The sequence below is a fragment of the Streptomyces sp. NPDC002386 genome, assembly GCF_053593175.1.
This window is the reverse complement of record NZ_JBSFBX010000013.1, coordinates 146610-163437: the sequence shown is the minus strand read 5'-3', so window position 1 is coordinate 163437 and position 16828 is coordinate 146610. Positions and strand designations below refer to the sequence as shown.

Below are 16828 nucleotides of genomic sequence, written 5' to 3'. Positions count from 1 at the left end.
CGCCCCCCTGCGCGACCAGCCGGTCGTGGTCATGGGCCACGGCGGCGGCGGCGCGCTGTCAGCCGAGCTGATCGACCAGGTCTTCGCCCCCGCCTACGGCAACCCCACGCTCGCCACGATGGCCGACTCCGCCGTGTTCGACCTGGGCGGCGCCCGGCTGGCCTTCTCCACCGACTCCTACGTCGTACGGCCGCTGTTCTTCCCCGGCGGCTGCCTGGGCGACCTCGCCGTCAACGGCACCGTCAACGACCTGGCGATGAGCGGCGCCCGGCCGGCCTACCTCTCCACGGCCTTCGTCCTGGAGGAGGGCGTGGAACTGGCCGTCGTCGGGCGGATCGCCCGTGCCATCGGCTCGGCGGCCGAGGCGGCCGGGGTCACCGTCGCCACCGGCGACACCAAGGTGGTGGAGTCCGGACACGGTGACGGCGTCTACGTCACCACCGCCGGCGTCGGGCTGGTACCCGACGGGGTCGACATCCGCCCGCAGCGCGCCCGGCCCGGCGACGCCGTGATCGTCAGCGGGCCGATCGGGCTGCACGGCGTGGCGATCATGAGCGTGCGGGAGGGCCTGGAGTTCGGCGTGGAGATCGCCTCCGACACCGCACCGCTGGCCGGTCTGGTGGCCGCCATGCTGGAGGTCACCAAGGACGTCCACGTCCTGCGCGACCCCACCCGGGGCGGCCTCGGCGCCTCGCTCAACGAGATCGCCCGCGCCTCCGGCACCGGCGTACGGCTCCAGGAACGCGCCCTCCCCGTGCCCGACGAGGTCGCGAACGCCTGCGGGTTCCTCGGCCTCGACCCGCTCTACGTCGCCAACGAGGGACGGCTCGTCGCCTTCGTGCCCCGGGACCGGGCCGACGCCGTGCTGGAGGCGATGCGCGCCCATCCGCACGGCACCGGGGCGACCGTCATCGGCAGTTGCGTCGAGGAGCACCCCGGCATGGTCGTCGTGGCCACCGCACTCGGCGGCACCCGGGTGCTCGACCTGCCGCTGGGCGAGCAACTGCCCCGCATCTGCTGAAGCGGCCCAGGAACGGGAACGGCCCCGCGCTCAGCGCGGGGCCGGCACCGCTTCGACCTCCGTGATCTCCAGTTCCCGTCCGCTGCGCAGCTCCTGCGAGGGACGGTCGCAGCGGGGACACCAGAAGAACGGCGGCATGCCCACCGCGAACTCCTCGGCGCACCCGCCGCACCAGGCCAGTGCCGTCACCTGCTCGACGACGAGCCGGGCCCCGGCCAGTGCCGTACCGTCGCGGGCCACCTCGAAGGCGAACCGCAGCGCGTCCGGCACCACACCCGCCAGCTCCCCGACCCGGACGGTCACCGCCGACACATCGTCGGCGCCGTCCGCCCGGGCGATCTCCTCCGCCTGCTCCACGATCGCGGTCGCGATCGACAGCTCGTGCATGCGGCGGACTCAGGGGTACCGGCGGTGCGCGCGGAGCCCGCCGGTCATCCGGTAGATCCGCACCTCCCGCAGCAGACCGGGCAGCTCCTTCAGGAACAGGGCCGTCACCACGCCGCCCACCAGGGCGGCCTGCGCGAGCAGCACCTGCCGTCCGGTCGTCACCGACCTCGTCTTCCTTGCCGTTCCACAGCGCTTCGTCACGTTCCGCCCTCTCATCCCGGGGAGATGTTCGGCATGGCGTCGATCAGGGCGTCATGCCGCTTCCAGTGGATCCCGGTGGAGCGGCGGGCGTCGGAGGTGCCGTCCTCGTGGAATCCGGTCTGTCGGTCGCACGGGCCGCTGTTGCCCTGGTGCAGACCGGGCACATGGCTGGGTGTGTCGGGCTTCGCCTGGGCGCGGCCCACTCGGATGCTGCCCATCGTGTCTCTCCTTCCAGGTCCTCAGCGCCGCTCGGTGAGCTCCGCGAAGAACCGTTCCACGGCCGGCCAGACCCGGCCGCCACCGGACAGGCCCCGCCACTCGCGGCGGACCAGGGCGACCATCCGGAAGCAGTCGTCGACCGGCACGATCCAGTGTTGCTCGGAACCGCGTGCCGTGTTCAGCAGCAGCGCCTCCACGTCGGGTTCCATCGAGGCGAGCGGCGCACAGGTGCCGGCCAGCCGCCGCCAGGCCGCCGCGTCCACCTCCCACCGCATGGCCCCGGCCGGGCTGGGGCCCTGCGCGGTGACCGTGCCGTCGGAGCGGGGCACGAAGAACACCAGGCCCACGGGCACGCCCAGCACCGCCGTGTCGACCGGCGGCAGCCGCAGACGGCGCCGCGGCACCAGCCGGTAGCGGCCCTCGCCCGCCCCGTCCCCGGCGAACAGCACCGAGCAGGGTCCGCACACGCACCGCACGTCCGCGTCGGCCGTGTCGTACAGGTGCGGGTGCGTCTCGGCCACCGGGGCGGCGCACAGCTCGCACACCTCGGGCTCCCCGGCCGCCGCCCGGTTCGCGGCCGAGCGGATGACCCGGGCCAGCGCTCCCTCGGCGGTCACCGGGCCTCCTGTGCGGCGGCCCGGCGCCTGATGGAATCCAGCGGTACGAAGGCGGGGGCTGCCCGCCGCTCCTCGGCGACCGGCTCCACCGCCGTCAGCTCCGGAGCGGCGGCCAGCACCGCCGCCCGGACCACCTCGGTGACGTCGGCGGACCCGCCGCCGCACCCGGAGCCGCATCCGCCGCCGCTCACCCGCACCCGGGCCACCTGACCCTCGACGCCGGCCCACTCGACGTCGCCGCCGCGCTCGCGCACCGCGGGGCGCAGCTTCTCGACCGCGCGGGCGGCCCGGCGCTCGACCGGCTCGGGATGCACGGAGTGCAGCACCAGCAGGTGGCCCAGCAGTTCGTCCTCGGCCAGCCGTTCGCTCAGCCGCTCGTCCGCCACGTCGACGATCCGGGCCAGCGCCTCGCCGTACACCTCGGTCAGCAGCAGCACCGACTCCAGCGCCTCCCGGGCGGCCGGGCCCGGCGCGGACTCCAGTCCCGCCAGCACCTCGTCGAGCCGGGCGAGCCGCGCCTCCACCGCGGGGTCCGGGAGCCGGACGGCGGCCTCAGCCATGGTTGGCGCCGTACGTGGGGGAGTGCACGGTGCTCAGGGTCTTGCCCTTGCCCATGTACATGTGGACGCCGCACGGCAGACAGGGGTCGAAGCTGCGCACGGTGCGCATGATGTCGACGCCCTTGAAGTCGTCCGGCCCGTTCTCCTCGAAGATGGGCTGGCCCTGCACGGCGTCCTCGTAGGGCCCGGGGGTGCCGTAGATGTCGCGGGGGCTGGCGTTCCACGGCGTGGGCGGGTAGGGGTGGTAGTTGGCGATCTTCTTGTCGCGGATCACCAGGTGGTGCGAGAGGACACCGCGCACCGCCTCGTGGAAGCCGCAGCCGATCGCGTCGTCCGGCACCTCGAAGTTCTCGAAGACCTTGGTGTCGCCGCTGCGCAGCATGCCCATGGCCTCCTCCAGGAACTGCAGGGCCATGGCGGCGGCGTAGGCCACGAAGTACGGCCGGGCGCGGTCCCGCTCGATGGTGTTGCTCCACTTCGGGATGTGCCACTCCAGCGTGGTCTCCGGCAGCGACTCGCCCTTGGGCAGCGAGATCCGCACGCTGCTGCCGGTGGCCTTGACGTAGGGCGTGTCGACCAGGCCGCTCAGCGCGGTCGACCACAGGCGCGCCAGGGGACCGCCGCCCGTGTCCAGGGCGAGGTGCTCGCCGCTGTCCCGGTGGTACCAGCGCGGGCTCATCACCCAGCTGTAGTTGCCGTCGAAGTCGCGCTTCTGCGGCACGGGAACGGTGGTCTGGTTCCACGGGTGCCGCATGTCCACGGGGTTGCCGAGCGGGTCGTGGGTGACGAACGGCTGCTCGTTGACCCAGTCCTCGTAGAAGGAGCTGCCCAGCATGATGCGCAGGCCGAGGTTGATGTCGACCAGGTTGTTGGTGACGAGCTTGCCGTCCACGACGATGCCGGGGGTGACGTACATCGCCTTGCCCCACCGGTCCATGTTCTCGTACCGGTAGTCGACGACGTCCGGGTTCTGCCAGGCGCCCCAGCAGCCGAGCATGATGCGGCGCCTGCCGACCTCCTCGTAGCCGGGCAGCGCCTCGTAGAAGAAGTCGAAGACGTCGTCGTTCATCGCCACCGCCTTCTTCACGAAGTCGATGACGTGCATCAGCCGGCTGAGGTAGTCGGTGAAGGTGTTCGGCTGCGGCATCGTGCCGACGCCGCCCGGGTACAGCGTGGAGGGGTGCACATGGCGCCCCTCCATCAGGCAGAACATCTCCCGGGTGACCCGGCTGACCTTCAGCGCCTCCTTGTAGACCTCGCCCTCGAAGGGGTTGAAGGCCTTCATGATGTCGGCGATGGTGCGGTAGCCGTGGATGTCCCCGCGGGGCGCGTCGGTCCGCTGGGCGCGGGCCAGCACTCCCGGGTTGGTGGCCTTGACCATCGCCTCGCAGAAGTCCACGAAGACCAGGTTGTCCTGGAAGATCGTGTGGTCGAACATGTACTCCGCGGCCTCGCCGAGGTTGGTGATGTGCTCGGCCAGCTTCGGCGGCTTCACTCCGTACGCCATCTGCTGGGCGTAGTTGGAGCACGTGGTGTGGTTGTCGCCGCAGATGCCGCAGATGCGCGAGGTGATGAAGCCCGCGTCACGCGGGTCCTTGCCCTTCATGAACACCGAGTAGCCGCGGAACAGCGACGAGGTGCTGTGGCATTCCACGACTTCCTGGTTCGCGAAGTCGATCTTCGTGTAGATGCCCAGGTTGCCGATGATCCGGGTGATCGGATCCCAGGACATGTCCACGATCTGGGCGGGTTTGCGCTGTGTCTGCCGGGACTCGGTGGTGGTCATCTGCGGTACTGCCCCTCGCTGTTCGGGATCGGCGGTTAGGTGGGGGGTTGCGGCGCGGAAGCGGTCACGGGCGGTAGCGCGGGTCGTACCCGCTGGTCAGCTTCCGCTTGTTGTGGCGCCACCTGGGCTCGTGGTTCACCATGTCGTTGGTCAGGCCGCGCAGCCGGCGGATGACCGCCCCGTAGGGCTTGATGACCATGGACGACAGGGTGCCGCCGGGCGGCTCGTCCATGAACGGCATGAAGGCGTCGGGGAAGCCGGGCATCGTGCACCCGATGCAGATACCGCCGACGTTGGGGCAGCCGCCGATCCCCGCCATCCAGCCGCGCTTGGGCACGTTGCAGTTGACCACCGGCCCCCAGCAGCCCGTCTTGACCAGGCACTTGGGGGAGTTGTAGTCGAGCCCGAAGTCGGCCTGCTCGTAGTACGAGCCCCGGTCGCAGCCCTCGTGCACGGTCTTGCCGAACAGCCACTGCGGACGCAGCATGTGGTCCAGCGGGGGCGGGGGAGCGGAACCGGCCGCGTGCTGGAGCACCCAGATCAGGGTCTCCATGAAGTTCTCCGGCTGGATGGGACAGCCGGGCACGTTGACCACCGGCAGACCGGCCTGGGACTTGAACTCCCAGCCCAGGTAGTCCGCGAGGCCCATGCAGCCGGTCGGGTTGCCGGCCATGGCGTGGATGCCGCCGTAGGTCGCGCAGGTGCCGGCGGCCACCACCGCCCAGGCCTTGGGCGCCAGTTGGTCGATCCACCAGTTCAGGGTCTGCGGTTCCCCGGTCTCCGGGTCGTTGCCGAAGGACGTCCAGTAGCCGTCGCCGTCGATGATGTTCTGGTTCGGGATGGAGCCCTCGATCACCAGGATGAACGGGGCCAGCTCGCCGCGGGCCGCCGCCCGGTAGGGCGCCAGGAAGTCCTCGCCGCCCAGGCTGGGCGAGAGCACCTTGTTGACCAGGTTGACCTTGGGCAGGCCCGGGATCAGACCGAGGACGACGTCCTCGATCGAGGGCTGGTCGGCGGCCGTCAGGGAGACGGTGTCGCCGTCGCAGCTCATTCCCTCCGAGATCCAGAGGATGTGGATCTCGTCGATCCCCTGGCTCGCTCCGGCCCCGCCGGGCTCGCGGCTGGCTTGGGTGGTACCGCTCTGGCTGCTCATGTGGTCGGCCTTTGCTGCAGTCGGTCGGGGAGTCGGCCGGCGGTCTGCGCCGGCGTCTCGGAGGCGTCCGTCGCGCCCTCCATCGAGCCGTCCCTCCTCCGGCCTGCCGGCCGGGCGTCGGAGCCGCGGGTACCGCGGCCGGGTGGGGCAACCGGGTCCGCGGAGGCGAGTGGTTCGACCTCGTCGGGCCGGAAGTAGTGGAAACGGCCGTACCATCCGTGGAGTTCGGCCGCGGGATCGTCGTCCACGGTCACCGCGAGGTGCGTGCTGCCGTCCACGTCGTGGAAGACCGCCGCCACCCGCGCGGTCCGGCCGGCCAGGAACATGTCCTGGGCATCGGCGCCCCGGCCGCGCGGACGCAGCCGCACCGGGCTGCCGCCGCCCACGTCGACACCGTCGACCACGACCGTGTCGGTGGCCGGGGACAGCCCGTCGTCGGCGCCCTCCTGCCACCAGGTGGGCCGGGCGGCGGGGGCGCCGGGCGGTGCGGGCGGTGCGGGCCGCGCCGGCGTGAGCGAGCGGATGGCGCCGTGCAGCCGGGCGAAGATCTCGGGGGGCATGCTGTCGACGCGGTCCAGGATCCGGGCGGCGCGCGGGTCGGTGGCGCGGGCCTCGGCCTTCTCCTCGTCGGTGAGCAGCATCGTGCGCAGCGTCAGGATCTCGTCGATCTCCGCCGCGTCGTGCAGATCGCCCGGGCTCTCCGGCGCCACCTGCGGCCGGTCCGGGAGGATGATCGGGCAGGACAGCACGACCGGCCCGGTGGGGCCCGTGTCCTCGGGCTCGCCGCCCAGGACCGGGTACGTGAACGCGTTTGCACAGCCGCGCGCCTGCTCCGCCAGAGAGGCCGGCGGGTCGACGAGCGACACGAACTCCAGGTCCGCGCCGCCGATCAGGGTGTGCGCGGCGAGCAGCGCGTGCCGCATCGCCTCGCCGCGCACGGCGCGGACGTCCGGCGCCCGTCCGGTGTTCTCGGTGCGCACGCGCAGCCGGTACACGTCCTCGGTGAGCCGCTCGGCCAGCACCGTGGTGCGGGCCCGGACCTCCTCGCGCCGTCGCACCACCCGCCCGGCTCCGCCGGGCAGCGGCTCGCTCTCCTCACCGGCCGGCGCCCCGGACGCGGCACCGCACTCGCCGCGCAGCAGGTCCGCCAGCGGCCACGCGAGATCGATCTCGTGCGGCACCGCCTCGTCGAAGGTGAGATGGTCCCGCCCGTCGTCCGTCCGCAGCGACTCGACCGCGCGGTCCCAGCCGTCCGCACCGGCGGCCCGCACCTGCTTGTGCTGCATCTGCAGGTACCGCACGCGCACCCGTACGACCGCGTCGGGGCGCCGCACGCGCACCAGGCACTCGGTGCGCTGGTACCAGGAGTCGGCGGAGCCGGAGACGCCCGGGACGACGGGGCCGTCCGCCTCCACCCAGTCGCGGGGGAGCAGCACCCCGAACTGCCACCGGACACGGTTCTTGGCCGAGGACCGGCGGTAGGGGTACAGCAGGTAGCCCTCGTACAGGACGGCGTCGGCGACGCCGCTCACTCGCGCGAAGGCGTCGCCGGAACCGCCGTCAGGCGTGTCGCCGCCCACCAGGGCGACACCCGCCACGCCGCCAACGCCGCCCGACTCCGGCATACCGCCTCCTCGTCACAGGTGCACCGGCCCATCTCTTCCACCACGGAAACACCCCTCACCGGACCTCGCCCCTCCGGCGGAGCCACGTTGGGCCGGTCGGGCGACGGCCCGATTCCGATCGGATCCGAAAGCTTCGGACCTCCCGAAGGCGAATGTTTCGAAACATGCGCCGAACCAGGTGCTGACCCGGCGCAGGGCCGGCCGTACCCCCGGCCCGGCCGGGGCTCAGCCGTCTCGCTGACGGTCCTGGTCCCGCCGGAGGCGACGCGTCCGGCGAGCCTCCGCCAGCAGCGGCAACAGCGAGAGCGCGACGATGACGGCGACCAGCGGCAGCAGATAGCCGTCGACGTGTGAGACCGAGGAGCCGAGGAGATACCCGGCGAGCACCAGGCTCTGGGACCAGAGCAGCCCGCCCAGCGTCTGCCAGAACGTGAACGCCCGCACCGGCACCCCCAGCGCGCCGGCCGCCGGATGCAGCACGGTGCGCAGCATCGGGACGAAGCGGCCGATCACCAGAGCCTTGCCGTACCCGTACCGGACCAGGAGACGCTCCGCCCGTGCCGTGACCTCCTTGACCCGCCGGTTCGACGAGCGTTCCAGCAGGGGCCGTCCGCCGTGCCGCCCCAGCAGGTAGCCCACCTGGCCGCCCACCACGGAGCCGACGGCCGCGCACAGCATCACCTGCCACAGCTCCAGCCGCGGCGGCTGCCCGGCGCCCGGGGCGCACAACACTCCGGCGGGGAACAGCAGCGCGTCACCGGGAAGGAAGAATCCCACGACGAGCAGACCCGACTCGGCGAAGATCACCGCCAGGACGCCCAGCGCCCCGAAGGCAGCGAGCAGCGAGGCGCTGTCCGTCGGATCGACGGCGATCACCACGCCCGCCTCCCTGCCTTCGTTCGCCGGCCGCTCTCCCTCAGCCTCCCGCCTGTCGCCGCTGCCGGCGACCCGCAACCTCCCGTCGTTTCCTGGGGAGAGCCGGGACCCACCGCCGGTGTGACGCCGCGGCCCGGCTGACCAGGGACCATCTGCCCGGGCCGACCACGGCTTCGTCGTCGGCGCCCGGCCGCTCGGCGGCGCCGACCTGGACGCCTTCAGGACAAGACACGCCCTCGGCGCGATCGCCCGCCGTGAGGGACCCGGGCGCTACCGACCACACCAACGGGACGGGCTTGCACCGCGACCCGGCCGCATTGTGCCGGGGCGGGAGCATGCTGTCCGGGGCCCCTCTGTCGGGCCCCGCCCACCCGCCCTACACTGCCCATCCGCAGACATGTGGGGACAGTTGACGGGGGGAGCCGCCATGTCCGGAAATCCGTACGGCCCGGAACCGGGATTCGCCGTACCACCCATGCCCCAGGCACCACCGCCCGCACCGCCCGACGCGCTGCGGGCCGCCGCCGTCGCGGTGCTCAACCTGAGCGGCCTCGGCCTCGGTTACGCCCTGGTCCGCAGATGGCTGCCGATGGCCGCCTGCTGGGTGGCCACCGCGGTCCTGCTGTTCGTCGCCCTGCCCGCCGACGCCGACGGCGTCCCGGGAACAGCCCTCGCCCTCTACGGCGTACTGCTGCTGCTCGCCGCCGTGCACGGCGCGGTCGTCGGCCTGCGCACCCGGCTCACCGGACCGGCCGGCGCGCCCCTCGCCCTGCTGCTCGCCGTGCTGCTGCTGACCGTCCCGGCCGGCGGCGCCCTCTGGTACCACGACGCGCGGGAAGAGGCCGTGCAGCAGGCGCTGCTGGACCGTCTGGAACGGGCCGACCACCTGGTGACGGCGGCCGGCCGGCACTCCTTCGCCACCGCCAGGTCCGACTACCGGACCGCCCTGGACGTCTACCGCGACCTCGCCGTGAACCACCCCGGCTCCCGCGCGGCCGGCCAGATCCCGGACCGCATGCGGACCTACTACACGACCGTCGGGGCGCCCTACGGCCACAAGGACTACTGCGCGGCCGTCGAGCCGCTCACCTACCTGCGCACGGTGCCCCGCACCATGCCGGAGCGGCAGCTCGGCTCGCTGGCGCGGTGGCCGGACGACCGTCTCGCCGACTCGCTGTACGAGTGCGGCTCGGCGGGCCTGACGGACGGCGGGGCGGACTGGGTCGCGCGCTTCGGCGACCTGCTGAGCACCTTCCCGCGGTCCGCCCCGGCGGCCAGGGTGGCGCCCGCGGTGGACGCGGCGGTACGGAAGGCGGAGAAGGACGTCCGCGGGGATGAACCGTGCGCGGCCGTCGAGCGGTTGAACAGCCTGGACAGCCGGATCAGCGACCTCGCACGCAGTGCGCCGGCCGCCGCGGACACGGCGGACGACCTCACCGGGACGGCCGGCCGGGCGGGCCGCAGCGGGAGCGCGGGGCAGTACGCCTGCGGCGTCGACCAGTTCGAGGACGGCGACTTCGACGCGGCGCAGAAGACGATGGAGGACTACGCAGACGGCAACAAGCACGGCGGGAACCTCGAGCGCGCCAAGAAGATAGCCATCGGCGCCGAGGTGGCCCGGACCCTGCCGGCCGCGGGGAAGAAGCTGCCCACCACCGCCTCCGGCGGCGGCATCTCCGTCACGGTCAAGAACGACAGCCCCGACGACGTCACGGTCCTGTACACCGGACCGGTCACCGGAAGCTTCACCCTCAAGGGGTGCGGCGGCTGCAAGGCGTACTCGCTGTCCAGCACACTCCTGAACGGCTTCAAACCCTGCGACGACAGCGGCCGGCACTACCCGCAGCGCACGCTCAGCCTGCCGGTCGGCACCACGTACTTCGTGCACAAGCCGCACGGCGGCAGCACCGCCACGCCCGCCTCCGACACCGCCAGGCTGCGGCCCGGTTACGTCTACACGGAATGCGCCTACACGACCCGGACCCTGGGGTCCAGCTACTGACCGGAGCGGGGCGGGCCCGGCCCGCCCCGCGTCCGTTCGCCGCCGTCAGCGCTGCCGGGCGGCGCGCCGGCGGACCGCCAGCACGGTGCCCGCGCCGAGGACCACGGCGCCGGCCGCCGCGCCCGCCAGCGGCAGGGCGGACCCGGCGCCGGTGTCCGCCAGCCCGCCGCCGGTGGCCGCCGACCCGGAGGTGCCGGTCGTGGCGGTACCACCGGTGCCACTCGACCCGGAACCGGAGGCCGGCGCCGGTGCCGAGCCGCCGGTGGTCCCCGTGCCGGAGCCCCCGGTGGCGGACGTCGAGCCGCCGCCCGTCGGGGAACCGGCGCCGGTGGCGTCCAGCACGATGTCCGCGGTGTCGTCGGCCTTGTGGGTGTCGAACGGCCGCGGCTGCCCGGCGAGCGCCACCGAGCCCCTGGCCCCCGTCACCGCCTTGTCGATGCGGAGCGTGAACCGGTACGTCGCCCCGCCGCCCTCGTTGATCCAGGCCTGGGCGGTGCCGCACTCGTAGGTACCCGACCCGAGGCTCTTGCAGAATCCGTCGGTCTTGGTGACGGACGTGCCCGCGGGCATCTTCACGCGGACCCGGGTCGCCCCGGCGCCGATCTCCCGCAGCACCCAGCCGGGCCCGGCGTTGGTGAACTTCACGACCAGCGGCACCGTGTCCCCGGCCCGGCCCTTCAGCCGGGCTCCGCTCACCTGGAAGTCGGCCGTGTTCTCCGCGGTCACCTTCACCGTCGCCCCGTCCCAGCCGGAATGCCGGGCGCTGCCCGGGGCGGCCGGGGTCTCGTCGGGCCGCTCCACCAGTCTCAGCGCGGGCCCGGTGCCCCGCACCGGCTCGGAGGCGCCGTCGCCCGGACCGGTCTCGGTGCTGTCGACCGTCACCCGCAGCTCGTCGTAGAGGGCGTGGTCGAGAGCCTTCAAGGTCAGCGGCCGCTCCGGGGCGTAGACGACGCCCGGCTTGACCGTCTGGTCGAACTCGCAGACCACGACCGAGCGGCTCGGCTCCTCGTCGAAGTCGGTGATCTCGTAGCGCGAGCAGTTGGCGGGCACCTCGGTGTGCGCGAGCCCGCGGGTGACGGAGTACGACATCCAGACCTTGCCGAGCGCCGCGCTACCCGTGTTGGTGAACGAGGTGGGAACCGTGAACCCGCTGCCGGGCCGCAGCCCGTCGATCGGGGCGATCCTCCCCAGGACCAGGGAGGGTTCCGGGTCCGCGGCACCGGCGGGGGCGGCCCCGAGGGCGATCAGGGCGACGGCGCCGACGGCACCGGCGGTCCGGAGCGTCGCACGGGAGCCGGAGAGCGTGGGGGGCATGGAGTCCTCGTGGGTGGAGCGGCTGTTGCGGACAGGTGAACCTGGAGGGAACGCGCGTTCCCCGGAGGAAGACCTGTACGACCGCCCGAGGGTTGCACGCGGATCCGGATCGCTCACGGCCGCGGGGTGCCGTCGCCCCCGGCCATCCGGACCAGCCATACCAGGGCGCCCTCGGCGCCGGCCAGCACGGAGATGTGCCCGTCGCCGGGCCTCGGCCGGAGTTCGGCGGTGGGGCAGCGGCTCGCCAGCCACCGTCCGTGGGCGAACGGGATGACCCGGTCCCGCCCGCCGTGCAGGACCAGCACCGGAGCGGTGACCGAGGCCGGATCGCATCCCCACGGACGGACGTAGGCCCGATCGTCGTCGACGAGCCCGCCGAGGCCGGCGGCGACGGCCGGCCGGACGACCTCGTCGAACCAGGACCAGTCACCGGCGAGCGCCGCGTGGTCGGCCGGGGTGAACATCTCGGGGTCGTACTCCGCGTCCGCCTCGTGCCGCTCCTTGGCCTCGCGGCCCGCCGCGGCCGCGAGGAGCGACGCCCGGCAGGACGGGGCCATGCCCGCGAACCAGTCGAGCCCCTCGGCACCGAACGGGGCCGGCCCCGACACGGCGGCCACGCCGAGCACCCGCTCGCCCAGCACCGCGGCACAGGCCAGGGCGTACGAGGCGCCGCCCGAGTGGCCCATGACGGCGAACCGGCCGAGGCCGAGCGCGTCGGCGACCCGGCGGGCGTCTTCGGCGGCCGACGCGACGGTACGGCCAGGCACCGGGGTCGATCCGCCGTACCCGGGCCGGTCGTACGACACCCAGCGGATCCCCAGCCGGGCGGAGGCGGCGAAGAGCGGCTCGGGCGGCAGGCCCACGTTGGGCGTGCCGTGGTGCCACAGGACGGGCAGACCGCCGGTTCCGGTGTCGTAGACGTGCAGTACGCGGCCGTCGGGCGCATCCACGACGGACTCGCCGACTCGAACGTTCGCCATGGTGCGGTTCCTCCCGGAGGGGCGCGGACGGGTGATGCTGCCGGCGTACCGACCTCGCGGCCGACCGGAAGTCATCGCACCTCAGGCGCCCACCGCACGCAGTGTCTGGGCGGGACGGCCGGCCGCCCGGCGCGCCAGCCACTCCTGGTACGCCGGCGCCTGCCGGGCCGCCTCCCCGTAGGCCTCCTCCAACTCGCGCCAGCCGGTCATGAGTTCGTCCGCCGTCCGGGCCGCGAGCAGCAGCCGTACTCCTATCGGGTCACCGTGCAGGGGCCGGATGACCAGGTCGGACCGGGGCGGAAGCGCGGTCGGCTGGCTGACCGTGACCACCTCGCCGATGGCGGCCAGGAAGTAGGCGGTGAGGTAGTCGCCGTGCAGCAGGTCGGGCTCGATGCCGGCGGCGCGCAGCACCCGGCAGACCCCGTCCCACTCGCCGTCGACCGTGGCGTCCACCATCCAGCGGTCGTGCGCCAGGTCCGCGAGACGCACCTCGCGCCGGGCCGCGGCGGGGTGGTCTGCGGCCAGGGTGACGAACTGGGGTTCGCGCTCGACCAGGACCCGCAGACACAGTCCGTCCGGGACGCGCAGCGGGCTGCCCTCGACCTCGTGGACGAAGGCCAGGTCGAGTCTGCCCTCGGCGACCTGACGCAGCAGGGCGTTCGCGGACACGTCCATCTGCAGGCTGGGCTCCACGGCCGGGACGCGGGCGCGCAGCCGGCTGAGCCAGCCCGGAATCGCCCGGCTGGCCGTGGCGCCGATGCGCAGCCGGGGACCGCCCGCCGCGCGGGCGGCCGCGGCCCGTGTCTCGGTCACGATCGCGGTGAGCTCGGCGACCAGCGGCCGGGCACGGCTCACCACGATGTGTCCCAGCGGCGTGGGGCGGCTGCCCGTGCGGTCGCGGGTGAACAGCCGGCCGCCCAGCAGCTGCTCGATGCGGCGCAGCTGGGTGCTCAACGAGGGCTGTGCCATGCCCAGTTCGCGAGCAGCCTTGTGCAGGCTGCCGGCGTCGGCGACGGCGCACAGCACGCGTAAGTGCCTCACCTCGAGCTCCATGCGCGGAGCGTAAGGGTTGCGTCTGATGAGGCGCCAGATGTTCAAACGCCAACGGAACAGCACGAGTCGCCCTGATAGCCGTGCGCTATCCCCAGTTGCCATCATCCGCTCGGCCACCGGACTGACCCAGACTCGTGGGCGAACCGATCGTTCATCACCCCACACGAACGAGTAGGAGCCCCCCCACATGACGTCCACCCGTACGTCCTCCACGTCCGCGAAGGCCTCCAGGAGACTGCTGGCGCTCGGCCTGGGCGTGACGTTCGCGGCCCTGGGCGGCGCGATCCCGGCGAGCGCCCAGACCACCGGCCCCACCGCCACCGTCCGGGCCGGCTACACCGGCTCGGCCCACGAGGCGGCGAACAACAAGGCGTTCTTCCAGGCCGTGCTCGACTCGGTGGCCAGGAAGCAGGCGGCGCACCCGAACCTGCAGTCGGTGACCGTGTACTACAACGCCTCCCAGGCGCCGACCTTCCGCTCCCAGATATCGAGCGCCGCCTCGATCTGGAACAGCTCCGTGAGCAACGTCAAGCTGGCGTCCACCACGGGCAGCGCCGACTTCTCGTACTACGAGGGCAACGACTCCCGCGGCTCGTACGCATCCACCAACGGCCACGGCAGCGGCTACATCTTCCTCGACTACGCGCAGAACCGGCAGTACGACTCGATCCGCGTCGCCGCGCACGAGACCGGCCACGTGCTCGGGCTGCCGGACCACTACAGCGGCCCGTGCAGCGAGCTGATGTCGGGCGGCGGACCCGGCACGTCCTGCACCAACCGCTACCCCAACTCCACCGAGCGGGCGCGCGTCAACCAGCTGTGGGCCAACGGTCTCGCCAAGGCCCTGGACAAGCTGAACAAGGTGCGCTGACACCCAGGGGAGACCTCCGCCCCTGCCGGAGCGGGCTGTGCCACCGGCGGCACGGCCCGCTTCGCCGTGCCGCCGCACCGCCCGTAAGTCCGCCGGTGGCGGAACTAGGCGTGTTCTTCCGCCCGCCGCGAGCGCGGCCGGTTGAGTTCCGCGGTCAGCAGGTGCGCGTCGAGCAGGGCGACGTCGGCGGTGCGGGCGGCCCGTGAGTGGCCCGCGAGCATGCGCTTGGTGAGGGTGACGGCCTCCGGTGAGCGCCGCACGAGCGGCCGCACCCATGCCTGGACGGCGGCGTCCAGCTCTCCGGGCGGTGTGACCTTGTGCAGCAGACCGAGCCGGTGTGCGGTGGCGGCGTCGAAGACGTCGCAGGTGAGCATGAGTTCACGGATCCGTGCGGCACCGCCCTCCACGATGAGCCGGCCCATGGCGCCGCCCCAGGCCGGCGGCAGCCCCACGCCGATCTCGGGCATGCGGAACCGGCAGGTGTCCGCGCCCGCGCGCAGGTCGCAGAACGAGGCGAGCGCGAGGCCGGCGCCGATGACCCGGCCGTGCAGCCGGGCGATGGTGACGGCGTGGGTGTTCTCCAGGGCGTCGCACACCCGGTGGGCCTTGTCCGCGATCCGGCGCATCAGGGCCCCGGTCGGGTCCTCCTCCAGCGCGGCCCGGTACTCGTTGCGGTCGGCGCCCAGACAGAAGTCGTCCCCGGCGGCCGACAGCACCAGCACCCGGACGTCGGGGCGGTCGTGCAGGCCGTGGAGGAGGTCGGCGAGGGCGTCGAGGGCGGCCACGGTCAGCGTGCTGTCCCGGCCCGAGGGGTTGAGCCGGACCCGCAGGACCGGCCCGTCCTGCTCGGCGTCCAGTGCCCTGCTGTGGAACGACGCGGCGGCGGGGGAGGGGGTGATGATCTCGGTCATGAGAGGGCGACGTCCAGGTTCAGCAGCCGCCGGAAGGCGACACGGGGCGCCCACGACGGCCGGCGCACGAGGGTCAGGCCGGGGAAGCGCCGGACCAGTTGGTGGAGCAGGGTCTGGGCCTCGAGGCGGGCCAGCGGAGCGCCGAGGCAGTAGTGGATGCCGCCGCTGAAGGACAGGTGGCCCGGCTTGCGGTGCAGGTTGAACAGCTCCGGGTCCTCGTGCCGGGCCGGGTCGCGGTTGGCCGCGCCCACCATGAGGTGGACCATGTCGTCCCGGCGCACCTCGGTGCCGCCGAGCACACAGTCCCGGGAGGCGACGCGGCTGATGACGTGCGTGGGCGGGTCGTACCGCAGCGACTCCTCGACGGCCGCGGGGACGAGGTCGGGGCTGACGGCGAGCCGGTCCCACTGCCGGGGGTGCTCCAGCAGCAGCAGCGCCGTCGTCGACAGCAGCGTGGACGTGGTCTCCAGTGCGGCCAGCAGGAAGAACAGGGCGAGGTGGTAGACCGCCTCGTCGGCCTTCTCGCGGTCGCTCTCCATGCCGTCCCACACCGCGATCCAGCGGGACACCGGATCGTCACCCGGGCGCGCCCGGCGGTCGCGGACCAGAGCGGTGAAGTAGCCGCGCAGCTCGGCCGTCGCCGCGTCCGACAGGGCCAACTGGCTCGCCGAGGGCAGCAGTTCCTGGGTGAAGACCTGGTCGTGGGTCAGCTCCCGCAGCCGGGGGAAGTCGGCGGCGGGCAGCCCCATCCAGTGGCCGATGGTGGCCACCGGCAGCTCCTCGCTCACCAGGGCGTTGAAGTCCGCCTCGCCGTCGCGCAGCCGCTCGGCGAAGGTGTCGAGGAGTCCGCCGGTGATCCGCTCCACCGTCCCGCGCAGTTCCTCCAGGGAGCTGCGGTCGAACATGCCCGCCGACCGGCGCACCCAGGTGTGGTCCGGCGCGTTGAGCGCGGGCAGCGTTTTGCTCATCTCCCGTGAGGAGGGCGCCGTCCAGCGTGTTCCGTCTCCTTGCTGCTCCCGCCAGCGTGCGTCGGGTTCCAGCCACTCGCGGCCGCGCAGGACCTGGTCGCACAGGTCGAAGCCGGTGACGAGATGACCTCCCCACGGTGCCGCGACCACTCCGCCCCTCGACCGCAGTTCCGCGTACACCGGAAAAGGGTTCGCCTGACCTTTCGCCGTCCGCAGCCGGGAGAAGAGCGAGACGGCGAAGCGTCTGTCGGCGGGCGGAGTTGTCGCGATCTCCACGACGGTCC

General features: G+C 73.1%; 17 protein-coding genes. 3 read left to right on the top strand and 14 right to left on the bottom strand.

Annotation, left to right across the window (positions count from 1 at the left end; all coding sequences use genetic code 11):
* Positions 1 to 31: 31 nt before the first annotated feature.
* On the top strand, positions 32 to 1021 hold the full coding sequence (hypE, locus tag ACWCPN_RS25510; protein ID WP_451210547.1) for a hydrogenase expression/formation protein HypE: 990 nt from the start codon (positions 32 to 34) through the stop codon (positions 1019 to 1021).
* 30 nt (positions 1022 to 1051) lie between these two features.
* On the opposite strand, the gene hypA is transcribed toward hypE, so the two are convergent.
* From hypA to ACWCPN_RS25465, 9 genes are all read right to left on the bottom strand, one after another.
* Entirely contained in the window at positions 1052 to 1408 is a 357-nt protein-coding gene (gene hypA / locus ACWCPN_RS25505) for a hydrogenase maturation nickel metallochaperone HypA (protein WP_365128307.1), read from the bottom strand.
* A 9-nt stretch (positions 1409 to 1417) separates the two neighbouring features.
* Positions 1418 to 1570 (bottom strand): hypothetical protein, encoded by a 153-nt coding sequence (locus tag ACWCPN_RS25500; protein ID WP_199213796.1) that lies wholly within the window; start codon positions 1568 to 1570, stop codon positions 1418 to 1420.
* Between the two features lie 50 nt (positions 1571 to 1620).
* Complete coding sequence (locus tag ACWCPN_RS25495; protein ID WP_199209324.1) at positions 1621 to 1827, bottom strand: hypothetical protein; 207 nt, start codon at positions 1825 to 1827, stop codon at positions 1621 to 1623.
* Positions 1828 to 1848: 21 nt separating this feature from the next.
* A complete protein-coding gene (locus ACWCPN_RS25490; protein WP_392294588.1) occupies positions 1849 to 2445 on the bottom strand; it encodes a DUF5947 family protein in 597 nt (198 codons plus the stop codon).
* On the bottom strand, positions 2442 to 3005 hold the full coding sequence (locus ACWCPN_RS25485; protein WP_199209323.1) for a NifU family protein: 564 nt from the start codon (positions 3003 to 3005) through the stop codon (positions 2442 to 2444). The genes ACWCPN_RS25490 and ACWCPN_RS25485 overlap by 4 nt, the downstream gene beginning before the upstream one ends.
* Complete coding sequence (locus tag ACWCPN_RS25480; RefSeq protein ID WP_451210335.1) at positions 2998 to 4791, bottom strand: nickel-dependent hydrogenase large subunit; 1794 nt, start codon at positions 4789 to 4791, stop codon at positions 2998 to 3000. The genes ACWCPN_RS25485 and ACWCPN_RS25480 overlap by 8 nt, the downstream gene beginning before the upstream one ends.
* A gap of 64 nt (positions 4792 to 4855) precedes the next feature.
* Positions 4856 to 5944 carry an NADH-quinone oxidoreductase subunit B family protein gene (locus ACWCPN_RS25475; protein ID WP_451210332.1) on the bottom strand — a complete coding sequence of 363 codons (1089 nt, stop codon included), beginning with the start codon at positions 5942 to 5944 and terminating at the stop codon, positions 4856 to 4858.
* Positions 5941 to 7569: a hypothetical protein gene (locus ACWCPN_RS25470; protein WP_451210330.1), complete on the bottom strand. Its 1629-nt coding sequence runs from the start codon at positions 7567 to 7569 to the stop codon at positions 5941 to 5943. The genes ACWCPN_RS25475 and ACWCPN_RS25470 overlap by 4 nt, the downstream gene beginning before the upstream one ends.
* A gap of 225 nt (positions 7570 to 7794) precedes the next feature.
* Positions 7795 to 8445 (bottom strand): DedA family protein, encoded by a 651-nt coding sequence (locus ACWCPN_RS25465; protein ID WP_451210544.1) that lies wholly within the window; start codon positions 8443 to 8445, stop codon positions 7795 to 7797.
* A 427-nt stretch (positions 8446 to 8872) separates the two neighbouring features.
* Here ACWCPN_RS25465 and ACWCPN_RS25460 point away from each other — a divergent pair, with 427 nt between their 5' ends.
* Positions 8873 to 10447, top strand: a complete 1575-nt coding sequence (locus ACWCPN_RS25460; RefSeq protein WP_451210327.1) for a hypothetical protein — start codon at positions 8873 to 8875, stop codon at positions 10445 to 10447.
* Positions 10448 to 10492: 45 nt separating this feature from the next.
* Here the strand turns inward: ACWCPN_RS25460 and ACWCPN_RS25455 are convergent, their stop codons facing one another.
* The 3 genes from ACWCPN_RS25455 to ACWCPN_RS25445 form a co-directional block, all read right to left on the bottom strand.
* Positions 10493 to 11761, bottom strand: a complete 1269-nt coding sequence (locus ACWCPN_RS25455) for a hypothetical protein (RefSeq protein ID WP_451210324.1) — start codon at positions 11759 to 11761, stop codon at positions 10493 to 10495.
* A 113-nt stretch (positions 11762 to 11874) separates the two neighbouring features.
* Positions 11875 to 12741, bottom strand: coding sequence for an alpha/beta fold hydrolase (locus ACWCPN_RS25450; RefSeq protein WP_451210322.1), 867 nt, complete (start codon positions 12739 to 12741; stop codon positions 11875 to 11877).
* A gap of 81 nt (positions 12742 to 12822) precedes the next feature.
* The gene (locus tag ACWCPN_RS25445) at positions 12823 to 13794 is read right to left on the bottom strand and encodes a LysR family transcriptional regulator (protein ID WP_451210319.1); all 972 of its coding nucleotides are present in this window, start codon (positions 13792 to 13794) and stop codon (positions 12823 to 12825) included.
* A gap of 187 nt (positions 13795 to 13981) precedes the next feature.
* Here ACWCPN_RS25445 and snpA point away from each other — a divergent pair, with 187 nt between their 5' ends.
* Positions 13982 to 14665, top strand: a complete 684-nt coding sequence (snpA, locus tag ACWCPN_RS25440) for a snapalysin (protein ID WP_451210316.1) — start codon at positions 13982 to 13984, stop codon at positions 14663 to 14665.
* A 104-nt stretch (positions 14666 to 14769) separates the two neighbouring features.
* Here the strand turns inward: snpA and ACWCPN_RS25435 are convergent, their stop codons facing one another.
* Positions 14770 to 15576, bottom strand: coding sequence for an enoyl-CoA hydratase/isomerase family protein (locus tag ACWCPN_RS25435; RefSeq protein WP_451210313.1), 807 nt, complete (start codon positions 15574 to 15576; stop codon positions 14770 to 14772).
* The gene (locus ACWCPN_RS25430; RefSeq protein ID WP_451210310.1) at positions 15573 to 16820 is read right to left on the bottom strand and encodes a cytochrome P450; all 1248 of its coding nucleotides are present in this window, start codon (positions 16818 to 16820) and stop codon (positions 15573 to 15575) included. Before ACWCPN_RS25430 ends, ACWCPN_RS25435 begins: the two co-directional genes overlap by 4 nt.
* Positions 16821 to 16828: the final 8 nt, after the last annotated feature.

What these genes read in the sequence shown, in the direction of transcription:
- ACWCPN_RS25445 (WP_451210319.1), bottom strand. Translation starts at nt 13,794, where the DNA reads ATGGAGCTCGAGGTGAGGCACTTACGCGTGCTGTGCGCCGTCGCCGAC.
- hypA (WP_365128307.1), bottom strand. Translation starts at nt 1,408, where the DNA reads ATGCACGAGCTGTCGATCGCGACCGCGATCGTGGAGCAGGCGGAGGAG.
- snpA (WP_451210316.1), top strand. Translation starts at nt 13,982, where the DNA reads ATGACGTCCACCCGTACGTCCTCCACGTCCGCGAAGGCCTCCAGGAGA.
- ACWCPN_RS25455 (WP_451210324.1), bottom strand. Translation starts at nt 11,761, where the DNA reads ATGCCCCCCACGCTCTCCGGCTCCCGTGCGACGCTCCGGACCGCCGGT.
- ACWCPN_RS25460 (WP_451210327.1), top strand. Translation starts at nt 8,873, where the DNA reads ATGTCCGGAAATCCGTACGGCCCGGAACCGGGATTCGCCGTACCACCC.
- ACWCPN_RS25450 (WP_451210322.1), bottom strand. Translation starts at nt 12,741, where the DNA reads ATGGCGAACGTTCGAGTCGGCGAGTCCGTCGTGGATGCGCCCGACGGC.
- ACWCPN_RS25480 (WP_451210335.1), bottom strand. Translation starts at nt 4,791, where the DNA reads ATGACCACCACCGAGTCCCGGCAGACACAGCGCAAACCCGCCCAGATC.
- ACWCPN_RS25470 (WP_451210330.1), bottom strand. Translation starts at nt 7,569, where the DNA reads ATGCCGGAGTCGGGCGGCGTTGGCGGCGTGGCGGGTGTCGCCCTGGTG.
- ACWCPN_RS25435 (WP_451210313.1), bottom strand. Translation starts at nt 15,576, where the DNA reads ATGACCGAGATCATCACCCCCTCCCCCGCCGCCGCGTCGTTCCACAGC.
- ACWCPN_RS25475 (WP_451210332.1), bottom strand. Translation starts at nt 5,944, where the DNA reads ATGAGCAGCCAGAGCGGTACCACCCAAGCCAGCCGCGAGCCCGGCGGG.
- ACWCPN_RS25495 (WP_199209324.1), bottom strand. Translation starts at nt 1,827, where the DNA reads ATGGGCAGCATCCGAGTGGGCCGCGCCCAGGCGAAGCCCGACACACCC.
- ACWCPN_RS25485 (WP_199209323.1), bottom strand. Translation starts at nt 3,005, where the DNA reads ATGGCTGAGGCCGCCGTCCGGCTCCCGGACCCCGCGGTGGAGGCGCGG.
- hypE (WP_451210547.1), top strand. Translation starts at nt 32, where the DNA reads ATGGGCCACGGCGGCGGCGGCGCGCTGTCAGCCGAGCTGATCGACCAG.